At 72.6% G+C, this 21,610-nt stretch carries 23 protein-coding genes; 14 read left to right on the top strand and 9 right to left on the bottom strand.

What is annotated here, in order from left to right:
* Positions 1-58 precede the first annotated feature (58 nt).
* The 4 genes from FHU40_RS09975 to FHU40_RS09960 all read right to left on the bottom strand — a co-directional run bounded on the left by FHU40_RS09975 (position 59) and on the right by FHU40_RS09960 (position 3,695).
* Complete coding sequence (locus FHU40_RS09975; protein ID WP_183592030.1) at positions 59-1,012, bottom strand: GDP-mannose 4,6-dehydratase; 954 nt, start codon at positions 1,010-1,012, stop codon at positions 59-61.
* Between the two features lies 1 nt (position 1,013).
* A complete protein-coding gene (gmd, locus tag FHU40_RS09970) occupies positions 1,014-1,994 on the bottom strand; it encodes a GDP-mannose 4,6-dehydratase (protein WP_183592029.1) in 981 nt (326 codons plus the stop codon).
* Positions 1,995-2,019: 25 nt separating this feature from the next.
* On the bottom strand, positions 2,020-3,474 hold the full coding sequence (locus tag FHU40_RS09965) for a sugar transferase (RefSeq protein WP_183592028.1): 1,455 nt from the start codon (positions 3,472-3,474) through the stop codon (positions 2,020-2,022).
* A gap of 71 nt (positions 3,475-3,545) precedes the next feature.
* Positions 3,546-3,695, bottom strand: coding sequence for a hypothetical protein (locus FHU40_RS09960; protein WP_183592027.1), 150 nt, complete (start codon positions 3,693-3,695; stop codon positions 3,546-3,548).
* Positions 3,696-3,898: 203 nt separating this feature from the next.
* Between FHU40_RS09960 and FHU40_RS09955 the strand changes: the two genes are divergently transcribed.
* The 3 genes from FHU40_RS09955 to FHU40_RS09945 are packed head-to-tail and all read left to right on the top strand — an operon-like array spanning position 3,899 to position 5,303.
* Positions 3,899-4,258 carry a metalloregulator ArsR/SmtB family transcription factor gene (locus FHU40_RS09955; protein ID WP_183592026.1) on the top strand — a complete coding sequence of 120 codons (360 nt, stop codon included), beginning with the start codon at positions 3,899-3,901 and terminating at the stop codon, positions 4,256-4,258.
* Positions 4,255-4,743: an SRPBCC family protein gene (locus FHU40_RS09950; RefSeq protein WP_183592025.1), complete on the top strand. Its 489-nt coding sequence runs from the start codon at positions 4,255-4,257 to the stop codon at positions 4,741-4,743. The genes FHU40_RS09955 and FHU40_RS09950 overlap by 4 nt, the downstream gene beginning before the upstream one ends.
* A complete protein-coding gene (locus tag FHU40_RS09945; protein ID WP_183592024.1) occupies positions 4,740-5,303 on the top strand; it encodes a TIGR03086 family metal-binding protein in 564 nt (187 codons plus the stop codon). The genes FHU40_RS09950 and FHU40_RS09945 overlap by 4 nt, the downstream gene beginning before the upstream one ends.
* Positions 5,304-5,340: 37 nt before the next feature.
* Here the strand turns inward: FHU40_RS09945 and galE are convergent, their stop codons facing one another.
* The gene (galE, locus tag FHU40_RS09940; RefSeq protein ID WP_183592023.1) at positions 5,341-6,312 is read right to left on the bottom strand and encodes a UDP-glucose 4-epimerase GalE; all 972 of its coding nucleotides are present in this window, start codon (positions 6,310-6,312) and stop codon (positions 5,341-5,343) included.
* A gap of 61 nt (positions 6,313-6,373) precedes the next feature.
* Between galE and FHU40_RS09935 the strand changes: the two genes are divergently transcribed.
* Complete coding sequence (locus FHU40_RS09935) at positions 6,374-7,129, top strand: N-acetylmuramoyl-L-alanine amidase (RefSeq protein ID WP_183592022.1); 756 nt, start codon at positions 6,374-6,376, stop codon at positions 7,127-7,129.
* Here the strand turns inward: FHU40_RS09935 and FHU40_RS09930 are convergent.
* The 3 genes from FHU40_RS09930 to FHU40_RS09920 form a co-directional block, all read right to left on the bottom strand.
* Positions 7,122-7,748, bottom strand: a complete 627-nt coding sequence (locus FHU40_RS09930) for a TetR/AcrR family transcriptional regulator (RefSeq protein ID WP_183592021.1) — start codon at positions 7,746-7,748, stop codon at positions 7,122-7,124. The two genes, FHU40_RS09935 and FHU40_RS09930, sit on opposite strands and share 8 nt — an antisense overlap.
* A gap of 87 nt (positions 7,749-7,835) precedes the next feature.
* Positions 7,836-8,444 (bottom strand): TetR/AcrR family transcriptional regulator, encoded by a 609-nt coding sequence (locus FHU40_RS09925; RefSeq protein WP_183592020.1) that lies wholly within the window; start codon positions 8,442-8,444, stop codon positions 7,836-7,838.
* A 152-nt stretch (positions 8,445-8,596) separates the two neighbouring features.
* Positions 8,597-11,215 (bottom strand): OmpA family protein, encoded by a 2,619-nt coding sequence (locus FHU40_RS09920; protein WP_183592019.1) that lies wholly within the window; start codon positions 11,213-11,215, stop codon positions 8,597-8,599.
* 103 nt (positions 11,216-11,318) lie between these two features.
* On the opposite strand from FHU40_RS09920, the gene FHU40_RS09915 reads away from it, so the two are divergent.
* From FHU40_RS09915 to FHU40_RS09870, 10 genes are all read left to right on the top strand, one after another.
* The gene (locus tag FHU40_RS09915; protein ID WP_343057808.1) at positions 11,319-12,194 is read left to right on the top strand and encodes a glucosyl-3-phosphoglycerate synthase; all 876 of its coding nucleotides are present in this window, start codon (positions 11,319-11,321) and stop codon (positions 12,192-12,194) included.
* Positions 12,191-13,054 (top strand): dihydropteroate synthase, encoded by an 864-nt coding sequence (folP, locus tag FHU40_RS09910; protein WP_215525377.1) that lies wholly within the window; start codon positions 12,191-12,193, stop codon positions 13,052-13,054. The genes FHU40_RS09915 and folP overlap by 4 nt, the downstream gene beginning before the upstream one ends.
* Complete coding sequence (locus FHU40_RS09905; protein WP_183592018.1) at positions 13,051-13,617, top strand: class III extradiol ring-cleavage dioxygenase family protein; 567 nt, start codon at positions 13,051-13,053, stop codon at positions 13,615-13,617. The genes folP and FHU40_RS09905 overlap by 4 nt, the downstream gene beginning before the upstream one ends.
* A 24-nt stretch (positions 13,618-13,641) precedes the next feature.
* Positions 13,642-14,235, top strand: coding sequence for a dihydrofolate reductase family protein (locus FHU40_RS09900; protein ID WP_183592017.1), 594 nt, complete (start codon positions 13,642-13,644; stop codon positions 14,233-14,235).
* A 48-nt stretch (positions 14,236-14,283) separates the two neighbouring features.
* Positions 14,284-15,441 (top strand): adenylyl-sulfate kinase, encoded by a 1,158-nt coding sequence (locus tag FHU40_RS09895; protein WP_183592016.1) that lies wholly within the window; start codon positions 14,284-14,286, stop codon positions 15,439-15,441.
* Positions 15,434-16,540, top strand: a complete 1,107-nt coding sequence (locus FHU40_RS09890; RefSeq protein ID WP_183592015.1) for a hypothetical protein — start codon at positions 15,434-15,436, stop codon at positions 16,538-16,540. Before FHU40_RS09895 ends, FHU40_RS09890 begins: the two co-directional genes overlap by 8 nt.
* Before the next feature lie 76 nt (positions 16,541-16,616).
* Positions 16,617-18,014 carry a glycosyltransferase family 2 protein gene (locus FHU40_RS09885; RefSeq protein WP_183592014.1) on the top strand — a complete coding sequence of 466 codons (1,398 nt, stop codon included), beginning with the start codon at positions 16,617-16,619 and terminating at the stop codon, positions 18,012-18,014.
* 76 nt (positions 18,015-18,090) lie between these two features.
* Positions 18,091-18,960 carry a M23 family metallopeptidase gene (locus FHU40_RS09880; protein ID WP_183592013.1) on the top strand — a complete coding sequence of 290 codons (870 nt, stop codon included), beginning with the start codon at positions 18,091-18,093 and terminating at the stop codon, positions 18,958-18,960.
* 5 nt (positions 18,961-18,965) lie between these two features.
* Complete coding sequence (locus FHU40_RS09875; RefSeq protein ID WP_221199548.1) at positions 18,966-19,880, top strand: LLM class flavin-dependent oxidoreductase; 915 nt, start codon at positions 18,966-18,968, stop codon at positions 19,878-19,880.
* A 61-nt stretch (positions 19,881-19,941) separates the two neighbouring features.
* The gene (locus tag FHU40_RS09870) at positions 19,942-20,571 is read left to right on the top strand and encodes a hypothetical protein (protein WP_183592012.1); all 630 of its coding nucleotides are present in this window, start codon (positions 19,942-19,944) and stop codon (positions 20,569-20,571) included.
* A gap of 40 nt (positions 20,572-20,611) precedes the next feature.
* Here FHU40_RS09870 and FHU40_RS09865 read toward each other — a convergent pair whose 3' ends face one another.
* Positions 20,612-21,607 carry a glycosyltransferase family 2 protein gene (locus tag FHU40_RS09865; protein WP_221199547.1) on the bottom strand — a complete coding sequence of 332 codons (996 nt, stop codon included), beginning with the start codon at positions 21,605-21,607 and terminating at the stop codon, positions 20,612-20,614.
* Positions 21,608-21,610 lie beyond the last annotated feature (3 nt).

Below are 21,610 nucleotides of genomic sequence, written 5' to 3'. Positions count from 1 at the left end.
GACCCCACGCGACGCTGCGCCGCCATCGCGACCTGGGGGAGGGCCGGCCTTCGCGCGCTCAGTCGGCGAGAGCGGCGAGGTCGGCGTTCACCATCCGGCCGACCAGCTCCTCGAACGGCACCGTCGGTGCCCAGCCGAGGACGTCGCGCGCCCGCGAGGCGTCGCCGACCAGCTCCGTCGCGTCGGCCGGTCGCACGAGTGCCTCGTCGACCAGCAGTCGCGCCTCCCAGTCGGGCACTCCGGCGCGGTCGAAGGCGGCGGCGGCGAAGTCTCGGACGGAGTGGCTCACGCCGGTGGCGACGACGAAGTCGGCGGCCTGGTCCGCCCGGGCGGCCCGGACCATCGCGTCGACGTAGTCGGGGGCCCAGCCCCAGTCGCGCCGGGCGTCGAGGTTGCCGAGGGTCAGCGTCTCGGCACGCCCGAGCGCGATCTCGGCAACCGTGGAGGTGATCTTGCGGGTGACGAACTGGCGCGGTCGGCGCGGCGACTCGTGGTTGTAGAGGATCACGCTCGTGGCGTGCAGCCCGCGCTGCCGGTAGACGTGCGCGGAGAGGTGTGCGAACGCCTTGGCGGCGCCGTAGGGGTTGAGCGGCCGGACCGGTGTGCGCTCGCCCTGCGGCGCGAGCTCGGGTTCGCCGAAGATCTCGGCGCTCGACGCCTGGACGAAGCGCACGGCGCGGCCGGTGTGTTCCTGCAGCTGCCAGGCGGACTCCATCAGTGCCGCCGCCGCCGTGCCGTTGAGCCGGGCGGTGAGGTCGGGCTGCTCCCAGGATCGGGCGACCGAGCTCAGCGCGGCGAGGTTGTAGACCTCGTCGGGCGAGACCTCCAGGAGCAGCGTGCGGATCCGCTCGCCGTCGAGGAGGTCGCCGACGTGCACCTCGACGCCCTCGATGGCCGGGACGGGCTCGTGCGGGCTGGCCAGGGCGTGCACGTCGACGCCCTCGGCCAGCAGGCGCTCGACGAGATAGGACCCGTCCTGCCCGGTGGCTCCCGTGACGAACGCGCGGGCCATCTCACCAGCCCTGCTGGATCGCCGCGAGGTCGGCGTCGACCATCATGGTCACCAGTGCCTCGAAGGGGACCTTCGGCTTCCAGCCGAGCACGTCGCGCGCCTTGCTGGCGTCGCCGATGAGCTGGTCGACCTCGGCGGGGCGCATGAACCGCTCGTCCTGCCGCACGTACGACGTCCAGTCGTCGACGCCGACGTGGTCGAAGGCGACGTCGAGGAAGTCGCGGATCGAGTGCGTCTCGCCGGTCGCGACCACGTAGTCGTCGGCGGTCGGCTGCTGGAGCATCAGCCACATCGCCTCGACGTAGTCACCGGCGTATCCCCAGTCGCGCTCGGCGTCCAGGTTGCCGAGGACGACATCCTCCTGGAGACCGAGCTTGATCCGCGCCACCGCTTCGCTGATCTTGCGGGTGACGAACTCGGGCCCGCGCCGCGGCGACTCGTGGTTGAAGAGGATGCCCGACGAGGCGTGCATCCCGTAGGACTCGCGGTAGTTGATCGTCATGTAGTGGCCGAAGACCTTGCTGACGCCGTACGGCGAGCGCGGCCACAGCAGCGTCGACTCCCGCTGCGGGACCTCCTGCACCTTGCCGAACATCTCCGAGCTCGACGCCTGGTAGAACCGCACGGAGTCCGGGCGGTCGCCGGCGTGCAGGCGCACCGCCTCGAGCATGTTGAGCACGCCCTTGGCGGTCACGTCGGTGGTGAGGGCGGCGTTCTCCCAGGAGTAGGCGACGAACGAGACCGCGCCGAGGTTGTAGACCTCGTCGGGCTGGGACTCGCGCAGCGCCCGGATCAGGCTCGACATGTCGGTGAGGTCGCCGTGGTGCAGCCGCACCTCGGGCAGCAGTCGGCGCACCAGGTCGAGCTTCGGGTTGTTCTGGCCGCGGATCAGGCCGTGGACGTCGTACCCCTTGGCCACCAGGAGCTCGGCCAGGTAGAGCCCGTCCTGGCCGGTGATCCCGGTGATGAGCGCGGTCGGCATGGGGCGATTGTGCCGGATGGCGAGATCAGTAGGCGCCGCGCGAGCTGAACACGGCGCCGAGCGTGCGGCCGAGGATCGAGAGGTCCTGCAGCATCGACCAGTTGTCGACGTAGTAGAGGTCGAGCCGGATCGCCTCCTCGAGGCTGAGCTCGCTCCGGCCGGAGACCTGCCACAGCCCGGTCATGCCGGGACGCACCCTCAGTCGTCGCGCCATCGCGCTGTCGTAGAGCGCCACCTCGCGGGCGACCTGGGGGCGCGGCCCGACCAGGCTCATGTCTCCGCGGAGCACGTTGAACAGCTGCGGGAGCTCGTCGATCGAGTAGCGGCGCAGCCACCTGCCGGGTGCGGTGATCCGCGGGTCGTCCTTCACCTTGAACAGCAGCGCGCTCTGCCCGAGGTCGGCCTGCATCCGGGCGATGAACCGGTCGGCGTTCACGACCATCGTGCGGTACTTGAGGCAGGTGAACTCCCCTCCGTCGCGACCGATCCGGGTCTGCCGGAAGAGGATCGGGCCGCGGTCGTGCATCCAGACCCGGGCCGAGGCGAAGAGGAAGATCGGTGAGAACACCACGATCAGCGCGACCGAGCCGACGATGTCGAAGAGCCGCTTGCCCCAGCGTGACGCGTCGGTCGCCCGGGGCGGGTCGATGTGGATGAGCGGCAGCCCGCCGACCGGTCGCATCCGGACCCGCTCGTTGGAGACGTCGGTGACGCTGGGGGCCATCACGACCTGGACCTCGTCGCGCTCCAGGTCCCACGCGATCCGGCGCAGCTGGGTGGGCGAGGTGAGGGCGCCTCCGGCGAAGAAGATGACGTCGGCGTCCCGGGCGCGCGCAAGCTCGGTGGCCCGCTCGGTGGCACCCAGGATCGGGATGCCGGCCGCGGTCTCCTCGCCGACGTCCTTGGCGGGCACCAGGGCGCCGGCGACGTGGTAGCCGAGCCAGGACTCGCGCCGGAGCACCGCGGCGACCTCGTCGACGTGCGTGGGCGAGCCGGCGATCAGCACCCGGTAGCGGAGCCGACCCTGGCGGCGGGCCCGGTGCACCGCCCGGCGGAGCAGGTAGCGGCCGAACAGGAGCGCCGGGATGCCGAGACCGAAGGCGAGCACGAAGAAGCCACGCGAGAGCTGGAACTTGGCCAGGTAGCAGCCGACCCCGAGCAGGCCGGCGGCGGCGAGGCTGGCGTGGAGGACCCGCTTGTACTCGTCGGTGCCCGCGCCGAACAGGTCGTCGCGGTAGCCGCCCAGCGCCGCGATCAGCACCAGCCAGCCGAGCAGCGCCAGCGGCCCGACGACCATCACGTCGGCCGACACGTCGGCCAGGTTGTCGAAGAGGGTGAGGCGACTGCGGCCGAGAACGGCCAGCGCGAAGACGCCGGCCATCACGGCGAGGTCGAGCAGCAGCGCGGAGACGGGCAGGTAGCGCAGGGCGCGGCTGGGCGGTCCGAGTGTTCCGGTCCCCTTGACCGAGAGCAGCGTCATACCAGTCCCATGAGTCATCGCCCCGGCTCGTCGGCACGGCCGGGCCCCGTCAAACGGCTACGATCCTTTACCTAATTCTGGGGATGCGCAGGCGATTGAGGGAAGTCGTCGACAAGGTTCGGACAGGTTTCGGCGCCCGTCCGCGCCTCGTAGAGCGGCCAGGCGCGGGAGTCCTCGGGGTGCAGCTCCATCGACGCGCACCAGTCCTCGAAGGACGTCACCGGGGACTCCTCGGGCTCGCCGCCGTCCGTCAGCATCGGGTGCATCAACCCCTCGCTTCCACTCACAGTGCCGCCCCGTCCATCGGCGCGACCCGGTCGGACCTGAGCGATCCGCCGGGAATCGTTCACAACCTGATGGTTGACAACTCGTGGAGTGCGCGCCTACGGTCTTCTCAACCAATCAGTTGAATAAGGAGGTCGCGGTGGCCGACCAGCTGTCCCGGGTGTTCCAGGCCCTGGCGGACCCCACGCGGCGCGATCTGGTCGCGCGGCTCGCCGCGAGCGGCGACGCGACCGTGGGCGAGCTCGCGGCGCCGTACGCCGTGAGCGTCCAGGCCGTCTCCAAGCACCTCAAGGTGCTCGAGGAGGCCGGTCTGGTCAGCCGCTCCCGTGACGCCCAGCGCCGGCCGGTGCACCTCGAGGCGGAGGTGCTGGACCTGATGACCGCCTGGATCGAGCGCTACCGGCGCCAAGCCGAGGAACGGTTCAGCCGGCTCGACGCCGTGCTGGAGGAGATGGCCGCGACGGAGTCGCCGGCCCGAGCAGAAGGAGAGGCATCATGAAGACACGGAACCCGACCCGGATCGAGGCGGACCCGGACCTGCCGGTCATCCGGATCATCCGAGAGTTCGACGCGCCGCGGGAGCGGGTCTTCCGCGCCTGGACCGACCCGGAGCTGTTCGTCCGGTGGATCGGGCCGCGCAGCATCGACACCACCGTCGACGTGTGGGACGCCCGCACCGGAGGGGAGTGGCGCTACACGGCACGCGACGGTTCCGGATCCTTCGAGATGGGCTTCTGGGGCTCCTTCCACGAGGTGCGGGCTCCCGAGCGGCTGGTGCAGACGTTCTCGTTCGAGGGTGCCCCCGACGGGGTCAGCCTCGAGGCGATGGCGTTCGAGGCGCTCGACGACGACCGCTGCCGGATCGTCGCGACCTCGGTGGTGGAGTCGATCGAGCTCCGCGACCAGATCGTCGCGAGCGGCATGGACGTCGGGGTGGTCGAGGGCTACGAGAAGCTGGACGCGCTCCTGGAGTCCGAGGCATGAGCGACCCCGCCGAGCGGCACCGCGAGGTGGCGGCGGGGTTCACGCGACGGGTCGAGGGCACGACGGACTGGGACGCGCCGGCGCCGGTCGACGGCTGGACGGCGCGGGACGTCGTCCGCCACCTCGGCGAGTGGTTCCCCGGCTTCCTGGCGTCCGGCTCCGATGTCAGCCTGCCCTCCGGTCCGTCGGCCGACGACGACCCGGTCGGTGCCTGGCGGTCCCAGGCGGAGGCGGTGCAGGCGCTGCTGGACGACCCGGCGACCGGCGGCCGGGTACTCAGCAACCCGCACATCGGCGAGGTGGCGCTGCCGGAGGCCGTGGACCGCTTCTACACCAGCGACGTCTTCATGCACACGTGGGACCTCGCCCGGGCGACCGGCCAGGACGAGACCCTCGACCCGGAGACGTGCGCCGAGCTGCTCGCCGGCATGGAGCCGATCGAGGAGGTGCTGCGCGGCAGCGGCCAGTACGGCGCGCGCGTCGACGTGCCCGCCGACGCGGACGTGCAGACCCGGATGCTGGGGTTCATCGGCCGCGATCCGGCGTGGCGACCGAGCTGAGCCGGTCCGGATCGACCGGAGCCGGCATCGGAGCGGCTCAGGCCGGCGCCGCCGCCTGGCGGCGGGCCTCCCACGCCGACCGCACCATCTCGCGCAGGTCGTGCCGCATCTCCCAGTCGAGGTCGCGGGCGGCGAGCTCGCCGCTCGCGACGATCCGGGCCGGGTCCCCGGCCCGGCGGTCGCGGATCTCGGGCTCGAAGTCGATGCCGGTCACGTCGCGCACCGTGTCCATGATCTGCCGCACCGAGGCGCCGTCGCCGCTGCCGAGGTTGTAGACGGTCTCCAGTGCGTCGCCGGCGAGCAGCCGGCGCGCGGCGACCACATGGGAGTGGGCCAGGTCGCCGACATGGACGTAGTCGCGCACGCAGGTGCCGTCTGGCGTGGGGTAGTCCGTCCCGTTGATGTGCGGCACCCGGCCCTCGACCAGGGCGTCGAAGACCAGCGGGAAGAGGTTGTGCGGGCTGGTGTCGTAGAGGCTCGGCGAGCCGGAGCCGACGACGTTGAAGTACCGCAGCGAGGTGTGCCGGAGCCCGCTCGTCCGGGCCACGTCGGCGATCAGCCACTCGCCGATCAGCTTGCTCTCGCCGTACGGCGACTCGGGGCCGGTCGGCGTGGTCTCCGTGACCAGGTCGACGTCGGGTGTCCCGAAGGTCGCCGCGCTCGAGGAGAAGACCAGGCACCGCACGCCGACCGTCTCCATGGCCCGGAGCAGGTGCACGGTGCCGGTGACGTTCTGGTCGTAGGTGTGCAGCGGCCGCGACACCGAGACCCCGGCGTACTTGAAGCCGGCCAGGTGGATGACGCCCTCGACCTCGTGGCTGCGCAGCGCGTCGGCGACCGCGGCCTCGTCGAGGATGGACGCCTCGACGAACGGGACACCCGCCGGCACGAACTCGGCGTGGCCCGAGGACAGGTCGTCGATGACGACGGGTCGCAGATCCGCCTCCAGCAGCGCCTTCGTGACGTGCGACCCGATGTATCCCGCTCCACCCGTGACCAGCCAGCTCATGGCGCCGAGAATAGCCAGCCGGACCGAGCGCCCCGGGGAACGCCTCATCTAGGGTTGGCGGATGTTCCTGCGCCGTCTCGGGCCGTCGCTCCTCGCGCTGCTGCTGGCCGCGGCGCCGGCGTACGCCGAGCGCGTCGAGCCCGAGCCGGCCCACCGCGAGGGCGGTGCGGCACTGGCCGGCCGGGTGGTCGTGCTCGACCCCGGGCACCAGCTCGGCAATCACAACTTCCCGCGCCGGATCAACCGGCCGGTCCCCGACGGACGCGGCGGTCGCAAGGCCTGCAACACCACGGGGACGTCGACGAACCGCGGCTACCCGGAGGCGACCCTGAACTGGCAGGTCGCCCGGCTGGTGCGGGAGCGGCTCGAGCGCATGGGCGCGACCGTGCGGCTCACCCGGAGCAGCAACAGCGACCGCCGGTGGGGTCCGTGCGTCGACGCGCGGGGCCGCGCCGGCAACCGCCCGCGGGCGGACCTGAAGCTGAGCATCCACGCCGACGGCAGCCTCGCCCGCGGCGCTCGGGGGTTCCACGTGATCGTCGCTCCCGACGCGGCGCGCGGCTCCGGTCGGCTGGCCCGGGCGGTCCGCGCGGAGCTGCGCGGTGAGGGCCTCCGGGTGGCCACCTACCTCGCCGGCGGCGACGGGCTCGACGTGCGCACCGACCTGGCCACGCTGAACCTCTCGCGGATCCCGACCGCGATGGTCGAGCTGGGCAACATGCGCGATCCCGTCGACGCGGCGCGGATGACCTCCGCGCGCGGGCGCGCGACGTACGCCCGGGCCCTGACGGCCGCGGTCGTCGACCTGCTCAGGTAGTGCCGGGCATGGTCGAGATGCCGGGCAGGATCATCGCGACGATGTGCCGGGCCCGGGCCTCGACCTCGACGTCGCTGTCGGCGCGGGCCTCGAGCCGCTCCGAGAGCGCGTGGACCATCGCGGCGCCGTAGATCGTCTCGGTGACCGCGGTGATCGGGATGTCCTCGGCCATCTCTCCGCGCTCGATCGCCCGGAGGCAGATCTGCTCGACCTGACGACCGTGGACCTCGTTGACCGCCTCGGCGAAGTCGCCCAGGCGGTCGTCGACGCTGGCGGTGTCGAAGGTGATCCGCAGCGCGGCCCAGCCGGCGGCGCCGTGGAAGTGCCGCAGCAGGTTCAGCGCGAGCTGGGTGAGGTCGCCCGCGAGCGAGCCGGTGTCGACCGCGGTCAGCTCCAGCCCGTGGCTGGCCACCGCGTCGGTCAGCAGCGCGTCCTTGTCGCTCCAGCGCAGGTAGACGGTCGACTTGCCGACCCCGGCCCGGCGCGCGACCGCGTCCATCGTGAAGCCGGACCAGCCGTGCTCGCCGTACTCCGCCAGGGCGGCGTCCAGGATCCGCTCCTCCGCGCCCGGAGTGCGTGGTCGACCTCGTCCCCGCCGCGGTCCCTCCCCCGTGGTCATGGCTGATTCAAACACCAGACAGGGACCGTCGGTATGCCCAATCTGGTCAAATCTCCCGGGATCGGGCCGACGTACGCCGGGGCCGCCTCAGCGCAGCCCGCCGAGCATGACCTCGACGACCTGCTCGACCCGGGTGGAGAGATCCTCCTCGGTGACCTCCCGGTGGTCCAGACGGCGCCCGAGGACGAAGAACAGGGCCGCGCCGTAGATCAGGTCGGTGACCGCGAAGGGCTCGATCCGTGCGCCGATCTCGCCCCGCTCCCGAGCCCTGCGGAAGACCGCCTCGATGACCTCGCGGTGGGATCCGCTCACCTCGCTGGTGAATCCACCGAGCGCCTGCGACGCACTGGCGGTCTCCACGACCATCCGGAACCCGGCCCACCCCTCCGGGTCGGCGAACTCCCGGAACACCCCCGTCGCCAGCGCCGTCAGGTCACCGCGCAGCGAGCCGGTGTCGGCCTCGGCGACCGTGCGGGTGCGTCGGCGTACGGCCTCGGTCAGCAGCGTGTCCTTGTCGGGCCAGCGCAGGTAGAGCGTGGACTTGCCGAACCCGGAGCGACGGGCGACCCCGTCCATCGTGAAGCCGGACCAGCCATGCTCGGTGTACTCCTCCAGCGCCGCCTGCAGGATCTTCTCCTCGGCGCCGGGCGACCGTGGGCGCCCCCGGCCCCGTCGCGCCCCATCCCCCATGGTCATATAGGAATTGAACACGCGACGGATGCGGTCGGAAATGGCCCGGATCGGCCATTGTGGGAGAGGCGTGCTGGTGGTGGGGACGCCCGCCGACGCACGCCGAGGCCGCCGTCCCCGAGCGGGACGACGGCCTCGGCGATGCTGCGTGCGGGCGATCAGTAGCGGAACGTCACCGTGGCCCGCCGGTTGAGCGCGCGGCCCGCGGAGGTGGTGTTGTCGCCCACCGGCTGGCGCTCACCCATGGCGCGGACGACCACGCGCACCCGACCCGGGAGGTCGAGAGCGGCGCAGGTTGCGGCCGCTCGCTGCTTCGACAGCGCCAGGTTCCAGGCCGCCGACCCCTGGGCGTCGGCGTGGCCGACGCAGGTGACCGAGGCGGCCTTCCCCGCCGACCTGCCGACGCGGGAGAGCCAGGTGCGGTCGGCGGCACCGACCCGCGCCGACTCCGGCGCGAAGCGGACGGTGCGCACGAGCGTGAACCGCTTGCTGACGACCCGACTGGACCGCTCGGCGTGCAGGACGCCGTCGGCGGTGCGGGCGACGAGCCGAGCCGTGACCTTGGTGCCGCCCGGGGTCGCGACGAGTGCCCGGCCGACGCTGTTGAGCTTCACTCGGCCGTGCGTGCCCTTCCAGGTGCCCTTGCCGATCACCGTCGTGGTGCCCCCGACGCGTGCGGTCAGCGTGACCGTGCAGGAGCGGACCTTGGTGCGCTTCGCCTGGCAGGTGACCGGGACCGACGCGGCGGCGCCGGCGCTGGCCTTGGCCAGGCGGGGAAGCTTCACCGCGACGCCCGGCGAGACCGGAGCCGTCGGGGTCGTCGTGGCCGGGGCGGTCACCTCGGCGACGTACGTCGTGTCGACGAACTGGTCGTAGGCGTCGCGGATCCGGAACGTCACCGGCGAGGCCTTGCCGGTGAAGCCCGGCCTGGGCACGAACGAGATGGTGTTCGTGGCCGGGTCGAGCAGGTAGGTGCCCTCGGGGACGACGACCGTGTTGGTCTCGACCCCGCCGCTGAGGAGCGCCGCGCGGCCACCGGCCGGCACCCGGAGCGTCACCGACTGATCGCCCTTGCCGGTGGACGTCAGCGGCTGTGCCTGCGGGCCGGCCGGGGGCGTCACGCTCGGGCCGTACGTCGCGTCGGCGTGGCGGCCGAACCCGTCCTTGACCCGGAAGGTCACCGGGGTCGCGGCGCCGGCGAAGCCCGGCACGGGCGCGAAGGTGATGCGGCCGGTGACCGGGTCGAGCGTGTAGGTGCCCTGCCCGGGAACCGTGACGGTCGTCGTCTCGACGTCGCCGTCCACGAGCGTGATCGTCTGGCCGTCCGGGACGGCGATCGTGACGGACTGCGGCCCCTCCGCGTCCCCCGACGAGGTCTGCGGGGTCGCGGTCGGGCCCGGCGGGAGCGCGATCGACTCGGCCGCCTGGCCGCCGGTGAAGCCGAAGCCGTCGTACTGACCGAGCTCGTAGACGTTGACGCCGACCGGCTCCGGGGAGCTGATCGAGTGCTGTCCGACCGGTACCTCGAGCTGGGCCACCGAGAAGTCCGAGCCCGCGACCGCGACGAAGTCCTCGGCCGGCACGGGGTCGCCGTCGACCCGCACCTGCCCGATGCTGGCCGTCGGGGCGACGAGGTTGAGATAGCCCGTCATCGCCGGCATGGCATCGACGTCCGGGGCGGCCACGACGTACTCCCGCAGGTACTGGCCGGCCGGCGGCACGCTCATCATCATCGGGTCGCCCGGGGAGCTGTCGTAGGACATCCCGTTGCCGTACTGCGAGACGAAGCTCGGCTCGCTGGTCTCGATCAGCACGCCGGCGAGGCTGGCGTCGGTCGCGCCCTCGGGGAGCACAGCTTCGTAGAACTCGCCCGCGTCGAGCGTGGCCTTCTGGACACCGCCGACGCTGACCACGGTGTCGTCGTGGTCCGCGAGCACCCGGTAGGTGTCGCCCTTGGTCCGGGTGGCGATGCGGGCGCTGACGAAGGTCGTGCCCCAGGCGGAGGTGGGGGTCATCTGCTGCAGGAGCGGATTGCAGGCGAAGGAGCCAGTGGGCACGTTGGAGCACCCGGTGCCGGCCAGCACCGCGACCGGGCGGTCGGCCTCGACGAGCGTGCCGGTGACGTCCTGCGCGGCGGTGGTGCCGCTGAGCTGGTAGGTCTGACCCTCGTCGAGCGTCACGGCGTACGACGTGCCGGCGGCGCGCGCGCCGAGCGTGGTCTGCGGGGTCACCGTGAGGGTGGTGCCGTCGGCCGTGGCGACGACGGTCAGGTGGCTGGCCATGGAGACCGTGGTGCCCAGGCCGCCGTAGGCCAGCGGCCGGTAGGTGGTGCCGAGCGCGTCCACCGGGAAGGCCTGGTAGCCGGTCGATGCGCCCGAGCTGTAGACCACGCCGTAGACCGAGATCGGCGCGGTGGAGACGATGTGGATCCCCTGGTCGGCGACGCCGTCCGCGTCGTCGACCTGCAGGGTATTGGGGATCGTGAACGCCTCGACCTGTCCCGCGACCAGGCTGCGCGTCTCGATGAGGGTCCCGTCGGTGCGGGAGAAGGTGACGGTCCCGTCGGCCGTGGGCGAGGCGTACAGGGTCTGCTCGACCGACGCCTCCCCGAGCGTGATCGGGATCGCGGTCCAGAACTCGGTGCCGACGGTGTCGACGACCTGGACGATCGGAGGTGCTGCGGAGGCGGACGCCGATGTCGCCGCGCCCGCGGCCGACAGCGACGCTGCGGCAAGGGCGAGGGCGAGGACGGTCGTGACGCGGGTGGGTGTGCGCACGGTTGCTCCTGGCTGAGTGAGTGGTGACCCACGTGGCATCGGCGGTCGGCGCCGACACCTGAGCGGTGCGCGGGCGGTTCTCGTCGCCCGATACCCTCGCCAGGTGCCTGTGACCGCTCAGCCCGACCTCGACGGGTGGTCGCGGCGGCACACTCACCACTGGGCGGACTGGACCAGTGAGGCGCTGACGACGGCCAAGCGCGACCGGGTCGTCAGCCTCGTGGTCCCCGCTCGCAACGAGGCCGCGACCGTCGGCGACGTCGTCGCCAAGGTCCGCGGCGCCCTGGTCGAGACGGTCGAGCTCGTCGACGAGATCGTCGTGATCGACTCCGACTCGACCGACGAGACCTACGCCGTGGCCGCCGACGCCGGCGCGATCGTGCACCGCTCCGCCGAGATCCGGCCCGACCTCGGCTCCCGTCCGGGCAAGGGCGAGGCGATGTGGAAGTCGCTCTTCGTCACCCGTGGCGAGCTGATCGTCTTCATGGACGCCGACCTCGTCGACTGGGACACCCACTTCGTGCCCGGGCTGCTCGGCCCACTGCTCTCCGACGACCGGGTCGAGCTGGTCAAGGGCTTCTACGAGCGGCCGCTCGTCTCGGGAGAGTCCGTCGTCCCGTTCGAGGGCGGCCGGGTCACCGAGCTGGTCGCGCGGCCGCTGATCCGGCTGCTCTTCCCCGAGCTGGGTGGTCTGCACCAGCCGTTGGCGGGGGAGTGGGCGGTGCGTCGGTCGCTCTTCGAGAGCCTGCACGTGCCGCACGAGTACGCCGTGGAGCTGGCCGCGCTGGTCGACACCCAGCGCAGCCGCGGCCTCGACGCGATCGCCCAGGTCGACCTCGGCGTCCGCGCCCACCGGCACCAGTCGCTGCGCGATCTCAGCGGCATGGCCACCCAGATCCTCGCGGCCGCCCTCGCCCGGGCGGGCACCGGTCCGCAGGTCGAGGAGCGGCCGCCGGCGGCGTCGGTGGAGGCGCCGTGACCCTGCGGCTGGGCCGGCACACCTTCGACGACGACGCCACGCTGATGATGGCGATCGTCAACCGCACGCCCGACTCCTTCTACGACAAGGGCGCCACCTGGGCCGAGGACAAGGCGTTCGAGCGGGTCGCGCTCGTCGCGGAGCAGGGCGCCGAGATCGTCGACATCGGCGGCATCAAGGCCGCGCCGGGCATCGAGATCTCCGAGGCCGAGGAGAAGGACCGCGTCGTCGACTTCGTGGCCCGGGTGCGCGCGGCGTACCCCTCGCTGGTGATCTCCGTCGACACCTGGCGCGCGTCGGTCGGCGCCGCGGTCTGCGCGGCCGGCGCCGACGTGATCAACGACGCCTGGGGCGGCGCCGACCCCGAGCTCGTCGACGCGGCCGCCGAGGGCGGCGCCGCGATCGTCTGCACCCACACCGGCGGCGTGACGCCACGGACCCGGCCCTACCGGATCGAGTACGACGACGTGGTCGCCGCGGCGATCGCCGACACCACGGCGTACGCCTCCCGCGCGCTCGACGCGGGTGTGCCGCGGGAGTCGATCGTGATCGACCCGGCCCACGACTTCGGCAAGAACACCTTCCACTCGCTCGAGGTCACCCGTCGGCTCGGGGAGCTGGTCGACACCGGCTGGCCGGTGCTGGTCTCCCTGTCGAACAAGGACTTCGTCGGCGAGACGCTCGACCTGCCGGTGGGCTCACGGCTGGTCGGCACGCTGGCGGCCACGGCCGTCTGCGCGCTCGCCGGCGCGCGCATCTACCGCGTCCACGAGGTCGTCGAGACCCGGCAGGTCGTCGACATGGTGTCGTCGATCGCCGGGCGCCGCCCGCCGCGGCGGGCGATCCGGGGGCTGCAGTGAGGGCCGTCCTCGTGCCGGGGGTGCTCGCGCTGCTGCCCGAGTACGCGTCGCTCGACGACCCCGTGTCCGAGCTGCGGGCCGTGTGCCTGGACGCCGTGCGCTGGCTGGGGTCCGACGTCACCGTGCTGGCCGACGATCAGGGCGCCCGGGTGGCGGCGTACCTGCTCGAGGAGTCGGGTGGTTTCGAGGCTCAGGCGCAGAACGCCTTCGCACCTCAACCACCGTCATCGGTGGTTGAGGTGCGAGGAGCGCCAGCGACGAGCCTCGAGCCCACCACCCGTGCGACCTCCTACCTCGTCGTCGGCAACGGGTCCGCCTGCCGCAGTGAGAAGGCGCCGGGCCACCTCGACGAGCGGGCGCACGACTTCGACGCCGCCCTGGGAGCCGCCCTGGCATCGAGCCACCGGGACTGGCCCCCGCTCGACCTCGGGGAGACCCTCCTGGGGAGTCTCGACGGGATCCGGCGGCTGCGCGAGGTGCTGCCGGCGGAGTACCGGGCGACCGTGGACTACGACGCCGACCCGTTCGGCGTGCAGTACTGGGTGCTGCGGTGGTCGTGGTGAGGTGGTCGTGGTGAGGTGGTCGTGGTGAGGGTGCTGATCGGGCCCGACACCGACGACCTCGACGAGCTGTACGCCGTGCCGGCCGACCGCACCGACGGTCCCTGGCTGCGGGTCAACATGATCACCACGCTCGACGGCGCCGCGACCGGAGACTCCGGCCGGAGCGGCTCGATCAACAACGCCGTCGACCAGCAGGTCTTCGACCGGCTCCGTGCGCTCGCCGACGTGATCGTGGTCGGCGCCGGGACCGCCCGCGTCGAGGGCTACGGGCCCGCCGACCGGCCGATCGTCGTGATCAGCCGGAGCGGCGAGGTGCCGGAGGGGCTCCGTGGCGCGCCGCCCGGCTCCGTGCTCGTCGAGCCGCTCGGTGACGCCGCCGCCTTCAAGCGCGGGCTGGCCGACCGCGGCTGGTCGAACATCCTCTGCGAGGGCGGGCCGTCGCTGCTGCGCGACCTGCTCGCCGCGGGCGTGGTCGACGAGCTGTGCACGACGATCGTGCCGCGCGTCATCGGCGGGGAGCATCCGCGGATCGTGGCCGGCCCGCCCGTCGACGTACCGCTGCGGCTGCACACCCTGCTCGAGCAGGACGGCACCCTGCTGGCGCGCTGGCTGGTCTGAGCCGCAGCGTTGGTACCCTCCGACGGTTGTCCGGAGAGGGGAGATCGGGTGGGCCACGCCGGGACGGTCGAGAGGCCGGGCGTCGTCTGGATCACCGGCTACTCCGGTGCCGGCAAGACGACGGTCGCGCGCCACGTCGAGGCCGCGCTGCGCGAGCGCGTCCGGTCGGTCGTGTGCCTCGACGGCGACGACCTGCGGGGCATCCTCGCCGGACGCTGGGGATACGAGGACGCCGACCGTCGCGAGCTCGCCCGGGTCTACTTCCGGCTCTGCAGCCATCTCGCCAGCCAGGGCTCCGTCGTGGTGATCTCCGCCGTCGCCATGTTCGACGAGGTCCGGCAGTGGGTGCGCGCGAACGTGCCCGGTGTGTTCATCGCCTACCTGGACGTGCCGCGCGAGGTGCGGCTCGCCCGCGACGCGGAGACCAAGGGGGTCTACCGCGGGAAGCCCGACCTGGAGTCGTCCTACGACGAGCCGACCGATCCCGACCTGCGCATCGCCAACCACGGCGCGGTCACCCCGCGGGACGCGGCGGCGCGCATCGTCGAGGCCGTGCTCGCGACCCCGGTCGTCGACCCCGACCACGGCCGTGCGGCGTACTGGGCGGAGCGCTACTCGACCGAGCCGGCGATCGCCGAGCCGTCGCCCTTCGGGCGGGTCGTGGCAGACGCGCTGCCCGCCGGCGCAGACGTGCTCGACGTCGGCTCGGGCGACGGCCGCGACAGTGCCTACCTGGCCGGGCTCGGCCACCGCGTGGTCGGCCTGGACGCCTCGCCCGCCGCGATCGAGCGAGCCCGGCACGATCGCTCCGGCGCCGGCTGTACCTGGGTGACCGGGCGCATCGACGAGCACGCCGACGCCTGGGCCGATGCCTTCGACGCCGTCCACGCCCGCTTCGTGCTGCACGCGATGACCGAGCACGAGGAGCAGCAGCTCTGGGCGGCGGCGCCGCGGGTGCTGCGGCCGGGCGGTCGCGTCTACGTCGAGTGCCTCTCGATCAACGATCGCGGGGCCCGTCGCGGCGAGGTGCTCAGCCGCACCGAGCGGATCGACGGGCACTACCGGCGGTACGCCGTGCCGGCCGAGCTCGAGCGCCGGGTCGTTGCCGCCGGGCTCGAGGTCGAGTCGATCGTCGAAGCCGCCGGGCTTGCGCCCCGGGGCGACCAGGACCCGATCGTCGTACGCCTGGTGGCCCGTCGTGCCTGAGGCCGGCGGGCCGGAGCTGTTCCCGGTGACGGTCCGGGGGCTCGAGCACCTCCGGGCCGACCAGGTCGTCTACCACGGGGTCAACAAGAGCGGCTCGATGGCGATGACCGAGGCCCTGTACGGCGGGTACGCCGCGGCGGGGCGAGCCGACGAGTTCGTGTGCACCTATCGCGGCGCCGGGCTGCGGCTGATCCGCGAGCGGCTCGACGCGCCGGGTCGGGGCTTCTTCGCCGGCCACTACCTGTACGGCGACTACCCCGTGCACCCGGAGCGTCAGGTGCTCCTGACGGGCTTCCGCAACCCGTTGCCGCGGGCACGCTCCTGCTATCAGTGGCTGCGTGACAAGGCCGAGCGCGCCGAGCCCGGAGCGCCGTTCCCGAGCTTCGTCGACTGGGTGCGCGGCACCCGGGGTGTCGACCACTCGCAGATGAGCCAGTTCGCGATCGGCTACGGTCCGGATGCCCCGCACCCCTCGGCGGTGCCGCAGGCCGAGCAGCTCGAGCGCGCGATCGCGAACATCGAGCGCGACGTGGCGTGGTTCGGGATCGCGGAGCACTTCGAGGAGAGCGTGCTGGCCTTCGCCGCCATCTGCGGGCTGCCGTCCGTGCCGGCCTGGCACACCGACATGCGCAACGCGCACCGGCCGCTGCTGCAGGAGTGGACGCAGGAGGAGATCGACGTCGTCCACGAGGTGTGCACCTGGGACCTCCAGCTCTACGAGTGGGCGATCGGCCGCTTCCGCGAGCGGTTGGCCGAGGTCGACTTCGGCGACACCCTGGCGGACTACCGGCTGGCCTGCCGCGACCAGTACAAGGACCGGGTCGACCTGAGCGGCCGCCCGCTGGGCGAGCCGGGTGACGGACCCGGGGCCGGCGAGATCGGTGAGGTCGGTGAGCTGCGGGCGACGGTGCGGCGACTGCGCGTGCAGGCGGCGGAGGCCGGCGCCCGCGAGATCGCCGCGCGCGCCGAGCTCGCCCAGGTCGCCCGCCAGCTCGAGTGGTCCCGCAAGCGGGTCTCGCGACTGCGCCGCCGGATCCGCGCGCTCGAGCGCGACCACGCCACCGAGCCGACGCGGCGGCGGTGGTTCCGGCGCGGCTGACGCCGGTGCTCCTGCTCTCGACGCCGGGGCGCGCGGGGGTTGCGGCCGTCCCCGCCGTGAGGGGTACCCTGACGCGATGTCGGGGCGCGTGAAGCTGTGCGCGATCGCCATGAACGAGGGTCCCTACCTCGTGGACTGGGTGTTCCACCACCTCCGCTTCGGCTTCGACGGAGTCGAGATCTGGGTGAACGGGTCCCACGATCCGTCGCTGCAGATCCTGCGGGGCCTCCGCGCGGTCGATGACCGGGTCGAGCTCCGCGACGCGGACGACCTCCTGAAGGACTCGGTCCACCGCGGCAAGTACTTCCAGTACCGCGCCTACACCAGGCAGGCGAGGAAGGCGGCCCGCGAGGGTTACACGCACATCGCGTTCCTCGACCTCGACGAGTACTGGCTGCCGCGCGACTTCGCGTCCGGCATCCACGACTTCCTGCCCGGCGACTCCGAGGTCAACGTCGTGTCGTTCCCGTGGTACCTCGATGTCCCCGACCACGCCCGTGCGGCGTTCAGCCACCCGCTCGCGGACCCGACGCGGGTCCGGCCGGATCCGCACGTGAAGTCCGTCGTCCGCCTCGACGACCGGGCCGTCCAGTTCCGGCCGCACACGGCCCGGACGACCTCGGGCACCCGGTTGCTCGTCCGCGACCCGTTCCCCCTGGTCGACGAGCGGGCGCAGCAGTGGGGCAGCTTCGTGCCGGCGGACCACCGGGTCGACTCCGACCGGCTGCCGGAGGCCTTCGTGCTCCACGCGATCCACCGGTCCGAGACCGAGTACGTCGGCTCCCTGACGAAGGTGATCCGCCGGTCACCGACCGACTCGCTGTACCGGACGAATCGTCGCGGGTACGTCGCGTACCGTGGTCCCACCCTGGGCCTGGACCTACCGACACCGGGGCTGACCGACTACTTCGAGGCGCTGGCTCGCTTCCGAGCGGCGGCGGGTGTCGACGAGCTGGTGCAGGACGCCGAGCTGCACGTACGTCGTCGCGCCGAGTCCGTGCTCGAGGCGGCGGTCGCCGATCGGGGCGTCATGGAGCGGCTGCGCGGCGCCTTCCGTGGCCTGTCCGTGCCCGAGCTCGACCGCCGATATCCAGGGTGGGACCACCATCTCGAGTGGCACGTCGACGAGGTGAGCCGGGCCGAGGGCGGTGCCGCTAACGTGGCCGGCTGGGCCTACTTCGTCAACACCGACTCGGAGCTGGAGTTCGCGTTCCGCGACGCCGCCGGCCACGAATGGCCGCCCGACGCCGTGCTCCGCACCTCGCGCCCGGACGTCGCTCGGGTCCACCCGGGCGCGCCCCCGGATTGCGGCTTCCAGATCTCGTGCCCGGCCGGGCCGGCCGCCGATCTCTCGCAGGTCAGCCTGCTGGTCCGCCCGCGGGGAGGCACGGTCTGGTCCGTGCTCCCGCTCCCGGCCGACCTCGCCGGCGCGCGCACGACGGTTCCGGTCCAGGGTCGCCCCGACGCCCCGTGACGAACCTGCGCGAGGGCGACCTCGTCGCCCGCCGCCCCGAGGAGTTCCTGATGTCGATCGCCCGAGGAGCACACCGATGAACACCCCGCTCGACTCCGTCCGGCGCCGCGTCGCGCGGATGCGCCGACTCTGGCTGGCGCTGTTCGTGGCCGGCGTGGTGCTCACCTCGACGGTCCTGGACACACCGTGGACCGCCACCTTCGTCGTGCTGGTGGCCATCCTCGCGCTGGCCTTCGTCGGTCCGCCGCGGGCCGGTCGGGGTCCGGTCGAGACCGGGTCGCCGGTGCACGGACGCTGGGTCGCCGTCAACGGACCGGGCAGCCGAGTGCCCAGCCACGGGGTGCGCTCCTACGGACAGGCGTACGCCGTCGACCTGCTGCACCCGAGTCGCACCGCCGTGAAGCCGAGGCTCGGGTGGGGGCTGCGCACGCGGCCGGCCACGGCGTACTCGTCCTACGGTGAGCCGGTGTACGCCGTCGCCGCCGGCACGGTCGTGACGGTGCGGGACCGGCTGCGCGACCACCGCGGTCGTGACACCTGGCCGACGCTGGTCTGGATGATGGTGGTCGAGGCCTTCTTCCGCGAGCTCGGTGGCGCGTCGAGGATCCTCGGCAACCACGTCGTGGTCGATCACGGCGACGGCGTGTGGTCGGCGTACGCCCACCTGCGCCGCGGCTCCGCCGTCGTACGGGTCGGAGACCGGGTAGCAGGCGGGCAGCAGCTCGCCGAGGTGGGCAACACCGGGAACACCACCGAGCCGCACCTGCACTTCCAGCTGATGGACGCGCCGTACGTCACCGGCGCCGCCGGCCTGCCGTGGCGGTGGTGCGGCGTGACCGAGCTCGACGAGACCGACCCCGCCCGCGCGACCGGAGCGCGACGCTCGACCGCGCTCGACGATGTTCCCGAGAACGGACGGATCTTCGAGGCGGTCGTGGGAGGGTGACCGGCATGCAGGTGGGAATGACGCTGCCGGTGATGGAGCCCGACGTCTGGGCCTCGGGCGCGACGACCCTCGAGTCGTGGTCGCGGGCGATCGACGACGGGCCATGGTCGTCGCTGTGCTGGGGCGAGCGGATGGCCTTCGACAACCCGCACTCGCTGACCCTGCTCGGCGCGGTGGCCGCCTGGACGGCGCGGGTGCGCCTGACCGCCACGGTCGTCGTGCCGCAGCTGCACGACCCGGTCTCCCTCGCCAAGGCGCTCGCCACCGGCGACCAGCTCTGCGACGGACGGCTCACGGTGGGCCTCGGCGTCGGCGGGCGCGAGGAGGACTACCGCGCGGCCGGCGCCTCGCCGACCACGAAGACCATGGCCGAGATGGCCGCACGGGTGGCGGTGATGAAGCGGGTGTGGGCCGGTGAGCAGGTCGTCGAGGCGACCCGTCCGATCGGTCCGCTGCCGGTGCAGGCCGGCGGGCCGGAGCTGCTGGTCGGCACCCTCGGCCCGCGCACGATCCGCAGCGCCGCGGCCTGGGCCGACGGCCTCGCCGGGATGTCGCTCGACGTCGACCTGGCGGAGATGTCGCGGGTCTTCGACCTCACCCGATCCGCCTGGGCGGAGGCCGGGCGGCCCGCGCCGCGGTTGACCACGTCGTTCTGGTTCGCGCTCGGCCCACCGGAGGAGGCGCGCGAGCAACTCCGCCGGCACCTGCGCCACTACATGAACTGGATCCCCGAGCGGCACGTCGACGCGCTCGCCGCCTCGGCCGGGTTCGCGGGCTCCCCCGAGGAGCTGCGCGACCTGTTGCGCCGGATCGAGGACCTCGGGTGCGACGAGGTGCAGCTGATCCCGACCGACTCGGCGGTCGGGAAGGTGCACCGCCTCGGCGACTCCCTCACCGACTCCTTCACCCACGTGGTGTAGCTGAGCGGCTCTGCTCGGCGATTCGTGGCTGGGCGATCCGTCGTGCCTCTACGGTGTGGCAGTGCGGACGGATTGGCTGCCGGTCTCGGCGGCGCTCCTGCTCACCGGCGCCCTGGCCCTGGCGCTCGGCTCCATCCTGCTGCCGTCGAGCGACGGCACGGCGGAGACGCTGCGCGTGGTGCAGCAGCGGGGCGGGGTCTGGATGGCGGCCGCGGCGATCTACTTCGTCGCCTCGGTCTGCCTGACGCTCGGGCTCCCCGCGATCGTCACGCTCTTCGAGCACCGCGGCCGGATGCTCGGTCTGGTCAGCGCGGTGGTGCTGGAGCTCGGCTTCATCGGCACCGCCGGCTTCGCGATGCTGATGGTCTTCTTCCGGGCCCTCGTCGAGACCGACACCATCGTCGACGGCGGCCTCGACGAGGTGGCCCACAACACGGGTCTGCTGGTCTTCCTGTACGCCTGGATCGTCGGCTTCCTCGCCGGCGAACTGCTGCTCGGAATCGCCCTGCTCCGCGCCCGCACGGTGGCCCGCTGGATCCCGTTCGCGCTGATCCTGCACGTCGCGACGGTCCTGGTCTCGACGCTGCTGCCCGACTGGTTCGCCAAGGCGACGATCCTGCTCTTCGTCGCCGGCATGGCGGGCGTGGCGATCCACGTGACGTCGCCCGCTTGGCGGCACCGGTTGGAGTGAGCGATCCGCGCCGCCCTGCGGCTCCGGTCCTGCCGATCGGCTACGACTCCTCGCCCTCGCCGTCGGCGTTGCCGCGTCGGGCCGGCTGGGGCAGCCCGCGCGCGTGCCGCGGCAGCCAGATTCGGGCGGCGTGGTCGACGATGTGCACGCCGGGCGGCGCCTCGATCCGGAAGACGTGGTCGAGTTCGTCGGCGCGACCGTCGCGGAGCGTGGAGTGGACGTGGTACTCCCGCACCTTGCGCGGCGACCGGTTGTCGGTGAAGGCGCTCGGGTCCGTCCAGTGCGCGAACTCGTCGTGGTCGAGCCACTTCAGCTCGACGAACGTGCCGAGGGGCATCACCAGGCGCTCCATGTCGTCGGGGTGCTGCCAGACCTCCCAGTCGAAGCCCTTGACGAAGGTGTACGCCGGTCCGACCGGGTGGATCCACGGCTCCATGTTGCGCGAGCTGGCGTCGAGGTAGCCGACCGACTCGGACTCGATGTAGAGGGGCAGGCGGGGGAAGAGCACCATCACCTCCTCGCCCTCGAGCTGCCAGGACAGGTCGCGCACCGCCGCGACGCCCTCGGGGGTGAGCACCATGTCGCCGTCCCACTTCATGGCGTACGCCGTGGTCACGTGCGAGAACGACCAGTTGTAGAAGTGGGTGAGGCTGTGCACCGAGTCGGCTGGGGTGGCCAGGTGCTCGGGGCCGCAGCGGCTGACCACGAAGGGGTACGACGTGAGCGTCACGCGGTCCGACGCCCCGAGATCGGCGACGATCCGCTGTGCGGTCTCCAGAGTGCCGTCGGAGGACTGGTTGTCGACGATGACGACGTAGGGCACGGCCTCCAGCAGCGGCGGCAGCACCCAGGGCAGGTTGTGGGCCTCGTTGCGCACCCGGAGCACCGCGGTCAGGCCGGGACGCTGGGGGCGGTGCCAGGGCCAGTGGATGTCGTAGGCGGGCTCACCCTCGCGGTTGCGGGTGACCCGGTCGTCGGAGACGTCGGAGTCGTCGGCGGTCCCCGGGATGCCGATGCCGGTCGTGAGTGCGGTCATAGT

Origin of the sequence: Nocardioides soli, from assembly GCF_014191495.1 — a bacterium.
In the GTDB taxonomy this organism is placed as follows: domain Bacteria; phylum Actinomycetota; class Actinomycetes; order Propionibacteriales; family Nocardioidaceae; genus Nocardioides; species Nocardioides soli.
This window is presented reverse-complemented; position numbering and strand designations above follow the sequence as displayed.

Bases quoted from the DNA above. Each gene is read 5' to 3' on its own strand.
- FHU40_RS09975 (WP_183592030.1), bottom strand. From the start codon at position 1,012: ATGGCCCGCGCGTTCGTCACGGGAGCCACCGGGCAGGACGGGTCCTAT.
- gmd (WP_183592029.1), bottom strand. From the start codon at position 1,994: ATGCCGACCGCGCTCATCACCGGGATCACCGGCCAGGACGGGCTCTAC.
- FHU40_RS09965 (WP_183592028.1), bottom strand. From the start codon at position 3,474: ATGACGCTGCTCTCGGTCAAGGGGACCGGAACACTCGGACCGCCCAGC.
- FHU40_RS09950 (WP_183592025.1), top strand. From the start codon at position 4,255: ATGAAGACACGGAACCCGACCCGGATCGAGGCGGACCCGGACCTGCCG.
- FHU40_RS09945 (WP_183592024.1), top strand. From the start codon at position 4,740: ATGAGCGACCCCGCCGAGCGGCACCGCGAGGTGGCGGCGGGGTTCACG.
- galE (WP_183592023.1), bottom strand. From the start codon at position 6,312: ATGAGCTGGCTGGTCACGGGTGGAGCGGGATACATCGGGTCGCACGTC.
- FHU40_RS09935 (WP_183592022.1), top strand. From the start codon at position 6,374: ATGTTCCTGCGCCGTCTCGGGCCGTCGCTCCTCGCGCTGCTGCTGGCC.
- FHU40_RS09930 (WP_183592021.1), bottom strand. From the start codon at position 7,748: ATGACCACGGGGGAGGGACCGCGGCGGGGACGAGGTCGACCACGCACT.
- FHU40_RS09925 (WP_183592020.1), bottom strand. From the start codon at position 8,444: ATGACCATGGGGGATGGGGCGCGACGGGGCCGGGGGCGCCCACGGTCG.
- FHU40_RS09885 (WP_183592014.1), top strand. From the start codon at position 16,617: ATGTCGGGGCGCGTGAAGCTGTGCGCGATCGCCATGAACGAGGGTCCC.
- FHU40_RS09880 (WP_183592013.1), top strand. From the start codon at position 18,091: ATGAACACCCCGCTCGACTCCGTCCGGCGCCGCGTCGCGCGGATGCGC.
- FHU40_RS09875 (WP_221199548.1), top strand. From the start codon at position 18,966: ATGCAGGTGGGAATGACGCTGCCGGTGATGGAGCCCGACGTCTGGGCC.
- FHU40_RS09865 (WP_221199547.1), bottom strand. From the start codon at position 21,607: ATGACCGCACTCACGACCGGCATCGGCATCCCGGGGACCGCCGACGAC.